Origin of the sequence: Niallia oryzisoli, from assembly GCF_036670025.1 — a bacterium.
Classification (GTDB): domain Bacteria; phylum Bacillota; class Bacilli; order Bacillales; family Cytobacillaceae; genus Bacillus_BD; species Bacillus_BD oryzisoli.
In genome coordinates this window covers 5,062,857-5,080,188 of the sequence record NZ_CP137640.1, presented here as the reverse complement: position 1 = coordinate 5,080,188, position 17,332 = coordinate 5,062,857, and the positions used below count along the sequence as shown (strand labels likewise).

At 37.0% G+C, this 17,332-nt stretch carries 16 protein-coding genes and 1 pseudogene; 12 read left to right on the top strand and 5 right to left on the bottom strand.

Features of this window, described 5'->3' with window-relative positions:
* The first annotated feature begins 8 nt into the window (after positions 1-8).
* Positions 9-728 carry a purine-nucleoside phosphorylase gene (gene deoD / locus R4Z09_RS25415; protein WP_338449474.1) on the top strand — a complete coding sequence of 240 codons (720 nt, stop codon included), beginning with the start codon at positions 9-11 and terminating at the stop codon, positions 726-728.
* A 627-nt stretch (positions 729-1,355) separates the two neighbouring features.
* On the opposite strand, the gene R4Z09_RS25410 is transcribed toward deoD, so the two are convergent.
* Positions 1,356-1,967 carry a TetR/AcrR family transcriptional regulator gene (locus tag R4Z09_RS25410; protein WP_338449473.1) on the bottom strand — a complete coding sequence of 204 codons (612 nt, stop codon included), beginning with the start codon at positions 1,965-1,967 and terminating at the stop codon, positions 1,356-1,358.
* A gap of 194 nt (positions 1,968-2,161) precedes the next feature.
* Between R4Z09_RS25410 and R4Z09_RS25405 the strand changes: the two genes are divergently transcribed.
* The 3 genes and pseudogenes from R4Z09_RS25405 to R4Z09_RS31190 form a co-directional block, all read left to right on the top strand.
* Positions 2,162-2,899: an SDR family NAD(P)-dependent oxidoreductase gene (locus R4Z09_RS25405; protein ID WP_338449472.1), complete on the top strand. Its 738-nt coding sequence runs from the start codon at positions 2,162-2,164 to the stop codon at positions 2,897-2,899.
* A 168-nt stretch (positions 2,900-3,067) separates the two neighbouring features.
* Positions 3,068-3,811 carry a glucose 1-dehydrogenase gene (locus R4Z09_RS25400; RefSeq protein ID WP_338449471.1) on the top strand — a complete coding sequence of 248 codons (744 nt, stop codon included), beginning with the start codon at positions 3,068-3,070 and terminating at the stop codon, positions 3,809-3,811.
* A gap of 355 nt (positions 3,812-4,166) precedes the next feature.
* Positions 4,167-4,316, top strand: a pseudogene (locus R4Z09_RS31190) (hypothetical protein); the annotation flags it as partial.
* Between the two features lie 305 nt (positions 4,317-4,621).
* Here the strand turns inward: R4Z09_RS31190 and R4Z09_RS25395 are convergent.
* A complete protein-coding gene (locus tag R4Z09_RS25395) occupies positions 4,622-5,224 on the bottom strand; it encodes an SET domain-containing protein (protein WP_338453360.1) in 603 nt (200 codons plus the stop codon).
* 230 nt (positions 5,225-5,454) lie between these two features.
* Positions 5,455-5,604: a hypothetical protein gene (locus R4Z09_RS25390; RefSeq protein ID WP_338449470.1), complete on the bottom strand. Its 150-nt coding sequence runs from the start codon at positions 5,602-5,604 to the stop codon at positions 5,455-5,457.
* 204 nt (positions 5,605-5,808) lie between these two features.
* Here R4Z09_RS25390 and R4Z09_RS25385 point away from each other — a divergent pair, with 204 nt between their 5' ends.
* The 7 genes from R4Z09_RS25385 (at position 5,809) to R4Z09_RS25355 (ending at position 13,847) form a co-directional block, all read left to right on the top strand.
* On the top strand, positions 5,809-6,891 hold the full coding sequence (locus tag R4Z09_RS25385; protein ID WP_338449469.1) for a CotH kinase family protein: 1,083 nt from the start codon (positions 5,809-5,811) through the stop codon (positions 6,889-6,891).
* A gap of 14 nt (positions 6,892-6,905) precedes the next feature.
* The gene (locus tag R4Z09_RS25380) at positions 6,906-7,277 is read left to right on the top strand and encodes an SET domain-containing protein (protein WP_338449468.1); all 372 of its coding nucleotides are present in this window, start codon (positions 6,906-6,908) and stop codon (positions 7,275-7,277) included.
* A 479-nt stretch (positions 7,278-7,756) separates the two neighbouring features.
* The gene (locus R4Z09_RS25375) at positions 7,757-8,176 is read left to right on the top strand and encodes a MarR family winged helix-turn-helix transcriptional regulator (protein ID WP_338449467.1); all 420 of its coding nucleotides are present in this window, start codon (positions 7,757-7,759) and stop codon (positions 8,174-8,176) included.
* 160 nt (positions 8,177-8,336) lie between these two features.
* Positions 8,337-9,515 (top strand): iron-containing alcohol dehydrogenase, encoded by a 1,179-nt coding sequence (locus tag R4Z09_RS25370; protein WP_338449466.1) that lies wholly within the window; start codon positions 8,337-8,339, stop codon positions 9,513-9,515.
* A gap of 178 nt (positions 9,516-9,693) precedes the next feature.
* On the top strand, positions 9,694-11,160 hold the full coding sequence (locus R4Z09_RS25365) for an aldehyde dehydrogenase family protein (protein WP_338449465.1): 1,467 nt from the start codon (positions 9,694-9,696) through the stop codon (positions 11,158-11,160).
* Between the two features lie 88 nt (positions 11,161-11,248).
* On the top strand, positions 11,249-12,292 hold the full coding sequence (locus tag R4Z09_RS25360) for a zinc-dependent alcohol dehydrogenase family protein (RefSeq protein WP_338449464.1): 1,044 nt from the start codon (positions 11,249-11,251) through the stop codon (positions 12,290-12,292).
* Between the two features lie 277 nt (positions 12,293-12,569).
* On the top strand, positions 12,570-13,847 hold the full coding sequence (locus R4Z09_RS25355; protein WP_338449463.1) for an MFS transporter: 1,278 nt from the start codon (positions 12,570-12,572) through the stop codon (positions 13,845-13,847).
* Between the two features lie 267 nt (positions 13,848-14,114).
* Here R4Z09_RS25355 and R4Z09_RS25350 read toward each other — a convergent pair whose 3' ends face one another.
* On the bottom strand, positions 14,115-15,524 hold the full coding sequence (locus R4Z09_RS25350; RefSeq protein ID WP_338449462.1) for a purine-cytosine permease family protein: 1,410 nt from the start codon (positions 15,522-15,524) through the stop codon (positions 14,115-14,117).
* The gene (locus R4Z09_RS25345; protein WP_338449461.1) at positions 15,525-15,689 is read right to left on the bottom strand and encodes a hypothetical protein; all 165 of its coding nucleotides are present in this window, start codon (positions 15,687-15,689) and stop codon (positions 15,525-15,527) included.
* Between the two features lie 351 nt (positions 15,690-16,040).
* On the opposite strand from R4Z09_RS25345, the gene R4Z09_RS25340 reads away from it, so the two are divergent.
* Positions 16,041-17,309 carry an OFA family MFS transporter gene (locus R4Z09_RS25340; protein ID WP_338449460.1) on the top strand — a complete coding sequence of 423 codons (1,269 nt, stop codon included), beginning with the start codon at positions 16,041-16,043 and terminating at the stop codon, positions 17,307-17,309.
* Positions 17,310-17,332 lie beyond the last annotated feature (23 nt).

Below are 17,332 nucleotides of genomic sequence, written 5' to 3'. Positions count from 1 at the left end.
AGAACCAAATGAAAAACAATGAATTAAAAGAAACACCACATATTAAGCCAAATGGAGTAGAAATAGCAGAAACTATACTTTTGCCAGGAGATCCACTCCGTGCAAAGTTTATAGCTGAAAACTTTTTAGAAAAACATGTTCTTTTTAATGAAGTTAGAGGTATGTTGGGGTACACAGGCGAATATAAAGGAAAGAAAGTTTCTGTTATGGGTACCGGTATGGGGACACCCAGCATGGCAATATATTCATGGGAACTAATTAATGTTTTTGGAGTTAAAAATTTAATTCGTATAGGTTCATGTGGGGCTATGCAAAATGAGATTAAGTTATATGATATTATACTTGCTATGGGAGCAGCAACAAATTCAAATTATGCACATCAATTGAATCTTCCAGGTCAATTTCCAATTACAGCATCTTATGAATTATTAGAGAAAGCTAAGAAAATAGCTGATGAAAAGAATTATAAGGTTCATGTAGGAAATGTACTATCTAGTGATGTTTTCTATAATGCTGATGAAACTGCAACAGAAAAGTGGGCTAAGATGGGAATATTAGCGGAAGAAATGGAAACGACAAGTTTATATTTAAATGCTGCTAGTGCTGGAGTTAAAGCATTAACAATTTTAACAGTAAGTGACCATATGATTACACATGAACAAACAACACAAGAGGAGAGACAAACTTCATTTACAAAGATGATGGAAATAGCTTTAGATTTAGTATAAGTAATGGGAGTCATATGAGGTATTACTTATAGAAAGCACAATTCTGTTGATCATGCTATTAGTAACAGTAGATATTAAAAAATAAGTATGTAAAAAACCTCATTTAGTTACAGCACGGTGAACCATATCATAAGTAAATGAGGTTTTCAAAAAATAACTAAAAACTATTATAAATTCCCTTATACAATATGGTATGAGGGAATTTTTTGTTAAAAGGGAATCCCATTTTGCAGAAAGGAATACTTCTATACATCGATCATAGCTGTGTCTATTTCTTTAGTTTGCTAACTGACCAATTGCAAATTGTTTTGACCTTTCTAATAATTCCTTGTCTTCTTCACTTTCGCATGCAGACATTAATATCAACCACATTACAATGATTCGCATTATAAACGATTTTTTCACAATAAAATTCTCCCTATTATAGATATTCAATAAACAAAGAGTATTGAAGTTTAAGGAGAGCTTCAATAGTCAGTGGAAAAATGACGGATAATCTAGGTCGAATCTTTAATATCAGTGTAAAATTTGATAAATAGGTACAATCTATATCCATAAATAGGGGCAAAGCATATTAGTTATGTTTAATATGTTTTGCCCCTTTATTTTTTAAGCTAATATATCCCATCAGGTAGGTGTGTTATCAATGTACTTAAACGAGTAAATATGTGTTTTCGTTAGATTAATGACTTCTTGGATAAAATTCTCTGGGGTTTCTTTGAACCCATTTTGGATCCAATTTTGAAGGAGTCCGTAAAAGCCATAGGCTGTGTAACGTTTAAAATATTCCATATTCACGGGGATATTGTTGATGGTCTCAAAAATAAAATGTTTCTTATAGATTATTAAGATCGTTTGAGGAAACCGTGTATGTAAACCTGGTAATGTGTCATCGTAGTTAATTAATGTAAAAAAATTACGATTAGTATAGATGTAAGAAACGATATTAAAAGATGGCGCATCTAGCTTGGCTGTATAAACTTTTTGCCCTGATACATAAGGTTTGCCCGCGGAAGCTTCTAATCCCTGAAGCATGGAAACGAGTAAATCCTCAGCCAATTCAATTTTATCTGTGTAATGGATATAAAATGTACTACGATTATAAGCGGCGTAATCGACAATATCTTTTACAGTAACGGAATGGTAACCCTTTTCTTTAATAAGTTCAATCAATGCATCCCTTAAATGTGCTTTTGTCCGATTTTGTCGTTGATATTTCATAGTTTGTTCATTATTCATGAAAGATTCTCCTTCAATATAAACAGATTTATCATAAGTGTCTATCTAATAGACACTTAGTGATATCTTAATGATTGTTAAATGTGAACAAAATAGTACAATTTAATTGTGAACAAAAAAGCACAAATAATAGATATATCTATTATTTTTATCTTAAATGTGCTTTTGAATTCTTGGTATGAGGAGGAACTAGGATGGGAAAATTACAAGATAAAGTAGCTGTAATTACCGGAGGAGCATCTGGTATTGGTGCAGCAACAGCACGATTATTCGTTTCAGAAGGAGCCAAAGTAGTTCTTGTTGATTTAAATGAGGAAAAGGGAAAAGCCTTCGAGGTAGAATTGAAAGCGCTTAACGCAGAAGTTCTTTTTATAAAAGCAAATATTACAAGTGAAGAGGAAGTCGCAAATATCTTTAAACAAACCGTTGAAACGTTCGGCAAAGTAGATGTTGTCTTCAACAATGCGGGAATCGGCCGTGTTCATTCTACCCATGATTTAGAGTACTCAGAATGGCGCAATACCGTAAATGTTGATTTAGATGGTGTCTTCTTAGTAGCACGTGAATCTATCCGTGAAATGTTAAAGACAGGCGGTGGTACGATCGTGAATACGGCATCTATGTACGGATGGGTTGGATCACCTGGTTCAGCAGCTTATAACGCAGCAAAAGGCGGCGTGATTAACTTAACTCGTTCTCTTGCTCTTGAATATGCAGAACAAAATATTCGTGTTAACGCATTATGCCCTGGCTTCATTGATACACCAATTATACCGGAAGAAAGCAAACAGGCTTTATCTGCAGTCACACCGATGAAACGTCTTGGTAAAGCAGAAGAAATGGCAAAAGCTGTATTATTCATGGCATCTGATGATTCTTCATTCATGACTGGTAATAGCTTGACTGTTGATGGCGGGTATACAGCACAATAATCAATAAATTGGACTAAAGGGCAAATAGGGACTTGTATAGCAATAGAAATTGAAAAGAATAAAGGAAATTCTTCAACAAATAATAGTTCAGGTTGATAAGTAAGTGGATTTTTACCAGAGTTGTTAAAAATTATTGTGATTTTTTAAAGAAATTTGGAGGAATGCATAATGGGTAAACTAGATGGTAAAGTAGCAATCATTACAGGGGCAGCACAAGGTATGGGCGCTATGCATGCTCGTAAATTCGTGGAAGAAGGAGCAAAAGTAGCGATTACTGACCTTAACTTTGAGGGTGCACAAAAACTAGCCGATGAATTAGGAGAAAACGCAATCGCACTTAAACTAGATGTTGCTAGTGAAGAGAATTGGGTAGAAGTTATAGCAAAAACAGAAGAAACATTTGGTCCGATCAATGTGTTAGTAAACAACGCAGGAATTGGTATCTTCAAAACATTAGAAGAACTAACTGTAAAAGACTTTGAATTAACATTTAAAGTAGATGAGCTTGGTGTATTCTTAGGAATGCAAAAAGTATTGCCTTCTATGAAAAAAGCTGGTGTAGGTTCTATTGTTAATATTTCTTCTGTAGATGGTTTGGTGAGTGCACCAACGGCTATTGCTTATAGTGCTTCTAAACATGCAGTAACTGGTATGACTAAAGGTGCAGCTGCTGAGCTTGGACAATATAATATCCGTGTAAATTCTGTACATCCAGGAATTATCAAAACACCTATGGCTGACCAACCAGATGTTGAAGAATATCTTAAGCAACTTGAACAAGATATTCCACTAAGAAGAAGAGCAGAAGTAGAAGAAGTATCAAATTTAGTTATATACCTTGCTTCTGATGATTCTAGCTATTCAACTGGAGCTCAATTTGTAGTAGATGGTGGAATGATTTCTGACTTATAATAGATATAAAAACCTCATGGTAATGCTGGAAATGATTAAATTATTAAGACAGGGAAAAGAAAAACAAGTATTGTTAAGTATTCCGTTAACTAGGATGTTAGTTTGATATTACGGAAAACCTAAATACCGACTCAATTAAGTCGGTATTTTTTTCTAAGTGATTACACTGTTATTTAGTGGCATCCTACTTTCTGATCAGGCCAACTTCAATAATGCAACGGTTATTCCAATTGATGGTGGACAATCTTATAAATATTAAGAAGTGAGGAGATGGTTCCCCTGCTTCCATGTCCTGCTCCCTCCAAACGAGAGAGCAGGTTTTTTTCTTTAAATCGGATTTAGTACAGCTTCTCGGACGATAACCAATCTGGAAGGGAGAGTAACGTTGAGGGAAGCGAGCTATCCGATTCCGGGAGAGGTAAAGCATGACTGGCAAATTATTTGTGACATCACCCATGTTCTTGGAAAAGGGAGGTATTTTTCCTTTTCATCTACGGAAGAGATTTCATTATTAATTTTTTAAAGAATACATGACTATGAAGCTTGTCTTAAAAAATATAAGGCAAGCTTTATTTTAGTTATGTACAAACTTTAATTAAACAATAAAAACTTCATTTACATGCGTTACAGTGAACCGTACCATAAATAGAGGTGGTTATTATAACCGAAAGACCAGTCATGCTGGTCTTTTTAAATAGATTATAATATGAATGTAGTGATTTTGAATTTAGTTTGTTTAACATGGTATCGCATGGGTGAGCTGTACGGTTATGAAGGAGAATGTCCTTTAAAGCGAGAATGAAGGAACCTTTACTGAGTGTCATCCCCTTCCTCATCCATAAATAAATTGAGGATAGAATCTAGGGGTTCTGTTCCATTAGCAACTGCATTTACTTTATCAATATATTGATCACTAATTAAATGTTTTAGCGGTTGTTCTACCAAATTAAAAAACTTAAACGCATCTATTGCCATTCTGTCCCACTCTTCATAATAGGTTAAATAGTCATCTGCAGTCACTTTCATTATTGTGGTTCCTTCTTCTGGTGCACATTCAAACGTTTCATCCTCACCGAATGCTCCATAATCAGATGTTAATTCTTCACCAGGTTGAATGTCTCTCGCCGCCAACTGAAAATCATAAGCTGTATCTACACAATTCGGATTGAAGTTATGATTCATATATTTTGCATGATCCCAAGAAAGAACATATATACCATCAGTATCTAAATAGGCGTATTTATATATATACTCACTTCGCAAATCATCAAGACTATCAATATATTCCTCTGTCAGAATCATATCTAATTCATCTTTAATCCAGATAATGGTTCCTTTAGGGATTAATTTTGTTGCAAACACACCAACGCCTACATCCTCGCTTACATACCGAATTTCTGTATCTGGGTGCATCAATTTGTTTATTCCTCCTTATTATCGAAATTGATTTATTCGTAATTAAATGACGGTTACACCTTCTTGGATATACTTTATATGCTTATGTGCAACCTTTACGTTTGGAATAAACTCTTGTTTTATTTGAAGGAGTTATAGCTAAAAATTCCTCAACTGCCGATTGATTAGGTGTGGTGAATCAAAAACGGCTGCTGGGAATTTCCCAACAGCCTGGGTAAGTCTAATTCTTACTTACCTTTCTTTTTACCTGTGCCTTTTCCTTTACCAGTACCCTTACCTTTACCAGTACCTTTTGCTACTGGATTTTGAGTCAAGAACTCACCAAGTTCTGATTTTCTTGCTTGTTCAATTAATTCTAAAATTTGGGATGCTCCCATGTATAAAACCACCTTTTCATTAGAATTTCAAAGACTATGTATATTATGAAATCCAAATTTATTTGTTCTATTTTTTTTTATTAATTTATTTATTTTTTTTTATTAATTTATTTATTTTTTTTTATTAATTTATTTATTTATTTTTATTATCAAACATACTTTCTTCCTCATAAGATGAAATGTAAAAAAAGGGGGGATGATGTTATGCAGCACAATATCCCTACAATCAGTATTTTTATTGAGCCTAAGCATCTTGAAGTACTGGAAAGCGATGTTTGGAATGAGGAGCCTCTTCCTGCCAAGCTGGTAGCAGACCATATTCCATACGAGGTTGGTATTACTTATCGAGGGGATCACATACGCAATTTCCTCAAAAAATCGTATAGAATCGACTTTGGAACGTTTAACGGGAAATTTGCAGGGCGTGAAATTCACTTGAATGCTGAATATTGCGACCCCTCATTCATTCGTAACAAGCTATCCTTTGACTTTTTTCAGACCATTGGGAGTCATTCACCTGATTGTAAGCATGTTTTCATCGAACTTAATGGAGAGCCTATGGGTATTTATTTACAGCTTGAATCGGTCGATGAATGGTTTTTACAAAAAAGAAAGCTTCCGTATGGTCCAATCTTTTATGCAACGGAATATCTTGCTAATTTTTCTTTATTAACCCCAGAACATAATCCGAAGACTTCCCTTCTATCGGGATATGTTCGGAAATTAGGGGAAGATGAGGATGACCTTGATTTAGAGGTGCTCATTTATAAAATTAATACGATTTCACGAAAAGATTTTGGTGAAGAAATTACAAAGTACTTGGATGTCAAAAAATATTTGTTGTGGCTGTGTGGTGTGGTTTGTACGCAGAACTATGACGGTTTTATTCACAATTATGCACTATATAGAAATGGGGAAGATGGATTATTCCAAATGATTCCCTGGGATTATGATGCAACGTGGGGCAGAGATTGGGATGGAGAAATTATGGAATACAATTATGTTCCCATTGAAGGCTATAATACACTCACTGCACGCCTTCTTGATGTAAAAGAATACCGCGATCAATATCGTCTTCTCCTTGAAGAAATTTTGGAAACCTCGTTTACCACTGCAGCATTAGAACCAAAAATTACAAATCTATACAGGCAAATACGCCCATATATAACTTTAGATCCTTATAAAAAGATGTCTATCGATCTGTTTGATAACGAGCGAGAATCCATTCTACGTTTTATTTCAGATCGGAATAGCTATCTTCAAGAGCATCTTAAGGATTTAAAATAAAGGAGGAAATACTTTTGGGACCCATCGTTATGAAATATACGGAGAAATATGGTCGTGGGATATTTGCGGCCCGTAATATTGAGAAGGACGAATTCATTGAGGTAGCACCAGTGATTATCATTCCTAAAGTTGAATGGAAACAAATGAGGGAAAGTGTTCTTGTGAACTATATTTTCCGTTGGGACGACGATAAAGCTCTCGCTTTAGGATATGGCTCTTTATACAATCACTCATACACTCCAAATGTAGGGTATATTACGAATATTGAAAACAAATCGATAGACTTCTATGCAAGGGAAGATATTCGTGAGGGAGAAGAACTCGTGGTCAATTACAATGGAGACCCAATGGATCAGTCTCCATTATGGTTTGAAGTCATAGAGTAAACTGCGTTAACTTTCATTGAGACAATTCTCAGGGCACTTTTTTTCGATGTTATGGAAAATAATAGTGGATTTTGAGGAGTTATTTTGGGGAAAATACCTTAATTGAAACGCGAGAACCGCCCCCTCGTTTCAAAACTAATCCGCAATCGATGCAAGGAATTTCTTAGTATTAATGAACTTGCAGATTTTGTTGTGCAGCGGGAATAGTATACAGGTTTTATCAAGGACTATATTTTTGAAAGAAGCAGGGGGCGGTTCTTCTCCTTCCAAATGGAGGTTGAGGCAAGGGACACGAGGGTTTCGCGTACTCTCTCACATTAAATATCACTATAAATATATTAAATAATCTGAATATTGACTAAATAATTAAGCTGTGCTAATATTCAAATAGTCAGCATACTGATTATTTGATATAAAATAGAAATGAACTAGATTGAATAGATACCAAAACCAATTTATTTTGATAGGAGTCTTTTTTAATGTTTGAACTCAACGAAAGTTTATCTTTTTTACTTTCCAAGTGTAACCAAACAGCCTTTGCACTTTCTCAGGAGAGATTGTCAGAATATAGTCTGACACCGGAACAAGCGGTTGCTCTTACTTATTTATTTAAGAAGGATGGTATTAATCAGCTGCAATTAGGTGAAATGATTCAAAAGGATCGAACAACCATCAGTGGTATTGTAAATAAACTGGAAGCATCAGGTTATATAAGAAAAGGAGTTAATCCATCTGACAAACGGTCTAGTTTGATTTATATAACAGAGAAAGCACTTGCCATTAAAGAGGCTATGCTGGAACAGGCTGTGGAGGTAAATAGATTTTTAACGAAAGATTTAACAGATCAGGAGCGAGAGTGCTTAATTACTGCTCTTAAGAAAATAAGAAATTGTAAGTAGAGGTTGATTTTTTAGCATTTATAACGATAAGAATGTTTTTCCTAATTAGTCAGTATACTGACTAATTTATGATATATGTTTTTATTTTATAAAAGGAGGTCATCCAATAAAAGTTTACTAGCTTGAATGAATAGGAAAATAAAAGGGAGGAATAAGGATCATGCCAAGTGTATTTGATAGTCCGAACAAATTACTTTTTGGGAATGGAACTTCTAAAAATGTAGGTGAAAAGCTAAAAGAAATGGGAGTGACAAAAGTTCTTTTCATCTATGATAAGGGGATAAAGTCTGCAGGTATTGTGGATAGAATAACAGATTATGTTACTTCATGCGGTATTGAAATTGTAACTTACGATAAGGTAGAACCTAACCCGCCTGATTATTCAATAAATGAGGCAGGAGAACTGGGTCTAGGAGAAAACGTAAACGGCATCCTGGCAATAGGAGGAGGGAGTTCTTTGGATACAGGAAAAGGAGTGAGAATCTTATTATCGTATCCTGGTCCTATAAGCAATTATTATGCAAAATTAGACTCGCCGCCACTTGATGAGAAAATGATGAAACCGCTCATTGTCATGCCAACGACAGCAGGCACAGGGAGTGAAGCCACTCCTGGGGGCGTGATCACCGACAGTATGACCCATGGTAAGAGACCAATTATATGTGGAATCAGTTTGGGTATTATTGATCCTGAGCTTCATGAAAATCTCCCGTCTGCGATTACAGCATTAACAGGATTTGATACGTTATGCCATGCTGTTGAGGCAGTAACGTCTAAAAGCAGTAACAGAATTAGTGATGTTTTGGGATTAGAGGCCATCACACTTGTTGGAAAACATTTACGTACAGCCGTACATGATGGATCCAATCTTGAAGCCCGCGAAGGCATGGCTTTGGCTGCGACTCTAGCAGGCATGTCACTTAGAGGACCTTTTGGTGGGATACCTCACGACTTAGGTTCACCACTAAGCAGTGTTTATCCGATCCCGCATGGTAATGCCGTGTCCTTTCTATTAGCGGAAGCTCTTTCTTTTATAGCACCTGCTGCGCCAGATAAAGTTCGCTTAGTAGCAGAAGCCCTAGGAGCGGAGATTCCTCCTGAAGCATCAGCAGAAGAAATTGGAGTTATAACGAGAAACACCGTGAGATCACTGTATAAAGATGTGAATATGCCATCGATGAATTCCTATATTCCTAACAAGGACGAGATGTTGGCTAACATAGATCTATTCTATAAACCTTCTGTATTTTCTCCTAGATCATTGGAAAAAGAAGATGCCATTAGGATTCTATCGAACTCGTATGACATTAGCTGTGAAAGGCAGTTAGAGGCACGGTAAGAAAAGTCCACTGATTATGATGGTTGAATCTTTGGTGTTACATTAAAACTGTTTTATTAAAACCAATCATCCGAAAACGAACAAGTCCTATTTAAGACCCATTGAACAAGGGTAATTATTACGCCTTATTATTTCAGAATATTTTGAAAAAATACCACGAAGAGAAGAGGTTAAAAGTTTGAATATAAATCAAGTCGATGTAAAGCATGTTGATTTATGGATTAATCATGAAGATGTGAAAACAGATCAGTATAGAGACGTTGTTGATCCTGGAAGGTTAACGGATATTGCTGGTAACGTAGCTCAAGGAAGAGCCCATCACGTCGATCAAGCAGTTAAAACGGCACATCAAGCCTTTCTTTCTTGGCGGGAAATAACTTTTGAACAAAGAGCTCAGCTGCTATTAGAGGCAGCAAATATGCTTGAAAAAGGCACTAATGAATATGCAACTTTACTGACAAAAGAAACCGGCATGCTTTTATCGGCATGTAACAGAGATATCATGGCATCCATCATGTCTATTCGTGAAACGGTAAAACTGGCACAGGAATTTTTTGAACCTAAATATGCTGAGGATGAACACACACGTATCATGATTGAAAAAGTTCCACTAGGAGTAGTGGCTGCGATTACCCCTTGGAATGTACCGATGGGAATTGCGATGGGGAAAGTCCTTCCCATTTTAATAACGGGAAATACCGTTGTACTTAAACCATCTCCTAACGCATCCTTGGCAGTTACCTTGGCTTTTAGAGAAATGTCAAAACTACTTCCGCCAGGTGTCATCAACATTGTTCATGGAGAAATGGAGGTTGGTGAAGCCCTAACATCCCATCCGCTTGTACGAAAAATTACGTTGACTGGCGGAGAAAAAACGGCTATTAGCATTATGAAATCCGCTGCGGATTCGTTAAAACGATTGCACTTTGAATTAGGTGGAAATGATCCTGCCATCATTTTAGATGATGCCAATTTAGAAGAGGTTTTACGAGAAATTTCGGAGTTAACGTTTAGACGTTCTGGACAAGTATGTGTAGCGACAAAGAGAATCTATCTTCCAGAAAAACTATATAAGGATGCTTGTGAAATTTTTATGAGCTATGTGGATCACTATAAGATTGGTCATGGCTTAAATCCAGATGCTACATTCGGACCGGTTAATAATCAACACCAATATCAGTATGTTACCTCCCTCATTCAAAGGGCAAAGCAATATGCGCGAGTAACAGAATTAGGTACGAAGCTTGAACCAGAAAACTGGAATAATGGCTATTACATCCATCCGACGGTTGTTACCCATGTGAAGAATCATCAAGAGATTGTTCAATGTGAACAGTTTGGTCCCGTTGTTCCATTGATATCGTACAAAAACGAAGAAGAAGTGCTCCGAATGGTAAACGATACAGAGTATGGTCTCGGATCTTCTGTTTGGACATCGGATTACGAGAAGGGACTTAGAGTTGCTAGGAAAATCGAAGCTGGCTGCACAGGGATTAATGGAAGCATTGACTCTCCTCTTGGTATGAATTTTGTTCCTTTTGGCGGAGTAAAAAGAAGCGGCATTGGCTGGGAACGAGGAATGTCTGGCTTACAGGAATATGTAAACTACCATAGTATTACCTACCATAAAAGAACTTTGAATTAAAAAATATTTACTATTTGTATAAATAAGGTGAAGGAAAAATTTTTGAACCCTGCCAACGGGTTGACCATTGATCGAGGAGGAATAAATCATGCGTGCCCTATTATTAGAAGAAACAGGAAAGCCGATGTCGGTAAAAGAGGTTTCTGATCCAACCCTAACACCAGATGGAGTCATCATCAAAGTGATAGCTAATGGAATTTGCCGCAGTGATTGGCATATATGGGCGGGAGATGCAAATGTGGTAAAAGAATTCCCGCATGTCATGGGCCATGAATTTACAGGAATCGTTGAGGAAGTCGGAAGTCAAGTGAGGAAGTTTCAAAAGGGTGACAAAGTCATTGTTCCTGTTGCTCAGAGTGATAATACCTGCCCACATTGTTTAGGAGGCCATCATAATCTATGTGATAACCGTGTGATTCCAGGAATCAGCTATTGGGGAGGATATAGTCAGTATGTCCACGTTCCGAATGCAGACGGGAATCTCGTTTATTTACCAGAATCGATGGATTTTGTATCGGCTGCTTCATTAGGATGCCGTTTTGTCACCGCTTATCATGGGATCGTAGACCAAGTAAAGGTTCAAGCCGGTGAATGGGTCGTGATCCATGGATGTGGCGGTGTAGGCTTATCGGCCATACAACTAGCGAGCTCCCTTGGTGCAAAGGTAATTGCAGTAGATATTGGAGAGGATAAATTAGAGCTGGCAAAACAATTAGGCGCCCATATCACGGTAAATGGAGCGTATCACGATCCTGTTGAGGCCGTTCGTGAAATCACGAAAGGTGGAGCGGATGTATCTGTCGATGCCTTAGGAATTTCAGAAACCTGTCAGAAAGCCATTTTAAGTCTAGGAAAACGCGGCCGTCATCTGCAAATCGGGTTGACGACCAAAAAGGAAAAGGGATTTATTTCGCTTCCGATTGATATGATTGTTGCCAAAGAGATTCAGGTAATGGGAAGCTCAGGTATGCCAACATCACGTTATCCAGCTATGTTCAACCTAATAGAAAGCGTTCAGATTGATCCTAGTCAATTAGTATCTCAGTGTGTGTCTTTAGATGAGGCATATGGTGTCATCGCCGGAATGAGCGAGTATTCGAATGTAGGTATATCAGTGGTTGACCGTTTTTAATAAAGCTTTTCTTAACAGTGGTAATGGTTGGGTTTGTGGTGATTGGAGTTTTAATGAGTTGTGATTTTTCATCGTGAATATACTCAAATTGAACCATCTCGAAACTCCTAAATGAGAAACTGATGATGACTTTTTTTAAAAAGATGATCAATTAGTAATGAAATAAATGGGTGAAATTTATTTTAAACATATGTTTCGAAAGGTTTCTATCTACTCATCTATCATTCTAAAAAATGAGATAGGAATTTTCGTTGCGAATTAGGGAGAGATAAAAGGGATGGAGAAATTAAACTCAAAAATAACCAAAAAAGCATGGACGATGATATTGTTGTTATTTTTAATGATAGGGATTAGTAATGTAGAAAAAGCGATGATTGGATATGCATCAGTACCTATCATGGATGAATTAGGGCTATCACCAACGGAGTGGGGATTGATTGGCAGTGCTTTCTATTGGATGTTTGCCGTTTCTGCTATTTTTGGCGGATCAATGGCAGACAAGATGGGAACAAAGCACGTGATTACGATTATTGTTGTTTTATGGGCAGCCGTTCAATTTTCAACGATGTTTATTTACAGCTTGCCGATTCTATTATTAACACGAATTATTCTTGGTATAGCAGAAGGTCCATCATATGCATTAGCTATGACCGCTGCGTCTAAATGGCTTCCAAAAGAAAAAACGGGAACAGGACTTTCTCTTGTCTCTATTGGTGCACCTGTCTTTTTAGCTGTTTCAGCACCCATTTGTATCTATCTCATTACACATTATGGCTGGCGTTCACAATTTCTAGCAGCAGGTATTCTTACGTTGATTTGGTTAGTGCTTTGGATATTCTTTGGGAAAGAAAAACCGGATACGGTTGAAGAGAAACAGACTTTACAAGTGAGCTCGAATACTAAAGTTAGTTTTATTCCTTCCTTATTTTCTAAGAACTTCTTAATTGTCATCATCTGCGGTTTTACTGCCTATTGGTCGATGTCCGTTTTCATGTCCTGGGCCCCTAATTATTTTGCAACCGTTTTAAAATTAGGGAACGCTGGCATGTCTTTAGCTGTAACCATGCCAGGTATATTGATCATGGCATCCCAATTACTTTTTTCAATGCTTTCCGACAGAATATACCGTAAAACTGGGAGTATGGTTCGATCAAGAGTCTTTGTGATGGGACCAGTGGTATTGATAGGGGGGCTTGCTTATTTCTTAGGCAGCTTGGCAACGACCCCTGCTTTAGCTGTCACCTTTTTATCACTAGGTTTAACAATGGGATCAGTTATCTTAGTATTAGGTCCAGCTATTATTGTTGAAATTATTCACCCGCAGCATCATGGAAAGGCGCAAGGGATTTTTGTAGCAGCTGGTTCAATCGGTGGAATGGTTGGCCCTTATGTAACGGGTGTTATGATCGAAGGTGCTTCGAATATGGGAACTGGTTTCCACTATGCCTTCTATTTAATGGCCCTGATTTTAGCTGTCTGCGGGGCGCTTGTATGGATGGGAATTCGTACGAAAAAAGAGAAGGTTGAATTGGAAGCGGTCACAAACCTGAATTAGTAGTTCGCTGTGACGGCCCGAAAAATCTTGTTCCACAAGTTGCCTGTGCATAAGCACTTGTGGAATTGAATAGAAGTTATGTTAATAGAGAGTAAAACAGGTCCATTATCCAAATATAGTGGGAATAATGGGCTTGTTTTGCTTCTTTTTATTTGGCTCTGTTAATGTTTGTTGATTTCCGTTCGGGCACTTTGCGCACCTTAGGGCAACCGCCGAGCCTCCTCGACACTTTGTTTCAGTGCGATCTCGACTGTCTCGCTTCTTCTGTCATTTACTTCTTTTCCTATAACCTCCCCATCCAAAAGGGATAATGACAAATTGCGTAATAATCAAGTATACAAAAGCACCTACAGCCATCGTAGGCAGGGTGGCTGTTAAATACTGATATGGTGCATGGGACTCGTACGTTAGTGGATTTAATAAATAGAAATAGGTTAAAACGCCGCAAAGTAAAGCGATGATACTGGCGGGGTTCCAGCCTTTCCAGAAAGAATAAACGGAGTTTGGTCCTGCATCATATAAATGCTTAACATGAAGTTGCTTTTTACGAAAGATGAAATGGTCAATGATCTGAATGCCAACTAAAGGAGCAATCAACACTCCTAGGAAGGTTAAGAAATTACTAAATTTATCAAAGAAAAGTTCCGGGATAAAAACAGACACAACCGCTATTGGAATTAATGTAATTAAAATAGTAGCGTTCCATGATCTTTTTTTCAGGATAGATAAGTTACGCAAACCTATGCAAGAGATATAAACGCCAATCACTGCTGATCCGAAGTTGGTAACAGCAATAAAAGCTAATGCAATCGTTCCATATAATGAGCCCCCTAATTCTACCATCCAGCTAGTAGGATCTGGATCATTCATTAATAACACTGATAATAAACCAATAAAACTCATTAAAGATACAGGAAAACTAAGTCCAATGATTGAAGGTAAGGTCGTTTGGCTTGCTTTGGGCACAATTCTTACGATCCCGCCTAAATAAGGCCACCAAGCTATTATACTTATCAAGCCTATTTCGATGCCAGTTGTGTAATTCCACAATCGATCATTAGAGGAATAGGCTGGTTTAACTTCAGTAATTGTTTGATAACCAAAGATATTTATAATCATTATTAACATCCATATTCCAATTAGGATAGTCGGAATAGCAAGGATAGTAGATAAATGCTTAACTGCCCTCGATCCAAGCTTCATTAAAAACCAGATGGTTATGACAGCTACTATAGCAAGTAAGGATAGTAATATAGAACTCATCGTTTCACTAAATACATTTGAAAGCACCAATATGTGAGTAGCTGCTTTGGTAAAGAAAATGATGCGAATCGAATTCCAACCAATCACAGATAAGTATTGCAGTAATAAAGCGATAATAAAGCCTCGATTACCAAAGAACGGTTTAGAGGAAGTAATACTATCAATTCCATATTTTGCAGTTATTGGAATGACAGCAAGCGAAACGAACAGCATTCCAATCATCGTTCCTGCCGTAAATGCGGCAATTCCCATTTTTGCATTTAAATAAAGACCAACATACCCTCCAACCAAAAAACACCATGTAGCGACAGATGTGCTTATCAGTACCATCAATAAGTCCCGAGGGCGCCAAGTTCGTTCATTGGGAAGCAGCGGATAAGACCCTTCAGTCTCGCTATATTCCTGATCAGACATTTATAACCATCCCCATATTAATAGGACTCCTGGAAAGATGACACCAAACAAAACATAAACAGCATAATCTTGGTTTGATAGGTCACCGCCTTGGTTTTCTTTCAATACCATTGATTCTAATCTTTCTTCTGTCGTAAGCCTTTTTTTTGCTTTTTTATTTATCATGAAAGAATCCTCCTTGAAATCAAAGGTTTCTACATATTTATGCTTGTCTACAAAGAGTTGTTTGGACTTCGTTTTGATTACCTAATTATCCTTCGAACTGTGGTAAATGGAGGCATCAAGTCCACTATTTTTAAGCCTTTTCCCTATTACAACTACCTAAATGTTAAAAAATATTATTTTATTATGACACAAGATGATATATAATGACTTTATTAATTTTCGTAAATAAACTTAATTCAACCTATAATTCGACTAAATTCATGCTATTTTATATTTTATAATCGAACATAATATTTATTTATAAAAATAATATTCGTATTTAATGGTTGGGTGGAAATGAGGGATTCTAATATGGGTAAGTTTGAAAATAAGTGGATTCGTGCTGTACTTCCAGCACTGCTCATTCACTGTAGTATTGGCACAGTTTACTGTTGGTCATTGTTCAAGGCGGATATTGCCACTTACATTGGGAGTTCTGTCGGTGAAGTGGAATGGGCCTTTAGTTTAGCCATTTTTGTCCTTGGAATGTCTGCAGCTTTTGGCGGGAAATTTGTTGAAAAGGACATTCATAAGTCCTCATTAATTGCGGCATTATTTTTTGTCGTTGGAATGGCGGGTACAGGTTTCTTTATTTATCAAAAGTCATTGATCGGTATTTATGTTTCTTATGGAATTGTGATGGGGATTGGACTTGGTATCGGTTATTTAACACCGGTAAAAACATTAATGCTTTGGTTTGAAAAGCAAAAAGGGTTAGCGACAGGCCTCGCTGTTGCCGGTTTTGGCTTAGCGAAGGTCATTGCTAGTCCTTTAATGGAAAAACTTCTCGGAGAAAGAAATCAAGAGGGAATTTTAGTAAATCCTACAAATATCTATACTATGTTTTATATATTAGCAGGTATCTATTTAGTCATGATGGTTATTGGACACTTGCTTCTAAAGAAACCAGCCGGATATGAAGAAGAAAGTGTACAAGCCTTAAGCTTTAGCTATAAAAAGGTGTTAACAAATAAAACATTTATCGGCATTTGGCTGATGTTCTATATTAATATTACATGTGGATTAGCGTTGATATCACAAGAAAAAGGTATTTTAGCGTTCATTGGATTTGGAGCGATTGGTTTAGTTAGTTCGTTAACCGCTGTTTTCAATGCAGGCGGACGAATCGCTTTCTCTTCATGGGCTGACCGATTAAAAGATCGAAACTCCATCTATAAAATTATTTTCATTTTATCAATTGCAGCCATATTATTAACCATTGTATTTGATGGTATTAACCATTCGATCGCGATCCTTATCATCGCCTTACTTTGTATCGTAAATGCAGGTTACGGCGGAGGATTTTCATCATTACCGCCACTGTTATCTGACCGCTTTGGGTTAGATAGTGTTTCCACTGTACATGGACTAGCGTTATCTGCTTGGGCCGTGGCAGGACTGACAGGCAATCAGTTAAGTGCTTTTGTTCTGGAAAAAACACAATCCTATGATATGGTGTTATATGTCATTATGGCTTTCTTCATCCTTGCTACTTTAATTAGTATATTCGTTGTCAAACCTGATAAAGTATACTTGGAAAATGAAGAATCAAATAGAAATGAACAAATTGCTGCAGGATAAGGGACACGGGGACAGGCACGTCG

Coding starts and splice junctions, on each gene's coding strand:
- deoD (WP_338449474.1), top strand. CDS start 9: ATGAAAAACAATGAATTAAAAGAAACACCACATATTAAGCCAAATGGA.
- R4Z09_RS25410 (WP_338449473.1), bottom strand. CDS start 1,967: ATGAATAATGAACAAACTATGAAATATCAACGACAAAATCGGACAAAA.
- R4Z09_RS25405 (WP_338449472.1), top strand. CDS start 2,162: ATGGGAAAATTACAAGATAAAGTAGCTGTAATTACCGGAGGAGCATCT.
- R4Z09_RS25400 (WP_338449471.1), top strand. CDS start 3,068: ATGGGTAAACTAGATGGTAAAGTAGCAATCATTACAGGGGCAGCACAA.
- R4Z09_RS25395 (WP_338453360.1), bottom strand. CDS start 5,224: ATGCACCCAGATACAGAAATTCGGTATGTAAGCGAGGATGTAGGCGTT.
- R4Z09_RS25390 (WP_338449470.1), bottom strand. CDS start 5,604: ATGGGAGCATCCCAAATTTTAGAATTAATTGAACAAGCAAGAAAATCA.
- R4Z09_RS25385 (WP_338449469.1), top strand. CDS start 5,809: ATGCAGCACAATATCCCTACAATCAGTATTTTTATTGAGCCTAAGCAT.
- R4Z09_RS25375 (WP_338449467.1), top strand. CDS start 7,757: ATGTTTGAACTCAACGAAAGTTTATCTTTTTTACTTTCCAAGTGTAAC.
- R4Z09_RS25370 (WP_338449466.1), top strand. CDS start 8,337: ATGCCAAGTGTATTTGATAGTCCGAACAAATTACTTTTTGGGAATGGA.
- R4Z09_RS25360 (WP_338449464.1), top strand. CDS start 11,249: ATGCGTGCCCTATTATTAGAAGAAACAGGAAAGCCGATGTCGGTAAAA.
- R4Z09_RS25355 (WP_338449463.1), top strand. CDS start 12,570: ATGGAGAAATTAAACTCAAAAATAACCAAAAAAGCATGGACGATGATA.
- R4Z09_RS25350 (WP_338449462.1), bottom strand. CDS start 15,524: ATGTCTGATCAGGAATATAGCGAGACTGAAGGGTCTTATCCGCTGCTT.
- R4Z09_RS25345 (WP_338449461.1), bottom strand. CDS start 15,689: ATGATAAATAAAAAAGCAAAAAAAAGGCTTACGACAGAAGAAAGATTA.
- R4Z09_RS25340 (WP_338449460.1), top strand. CDS start 16,041: ATGGGTAAGTTTGAAAATAAGTGGATTCGTGCTGTACTTCCAGCACTG.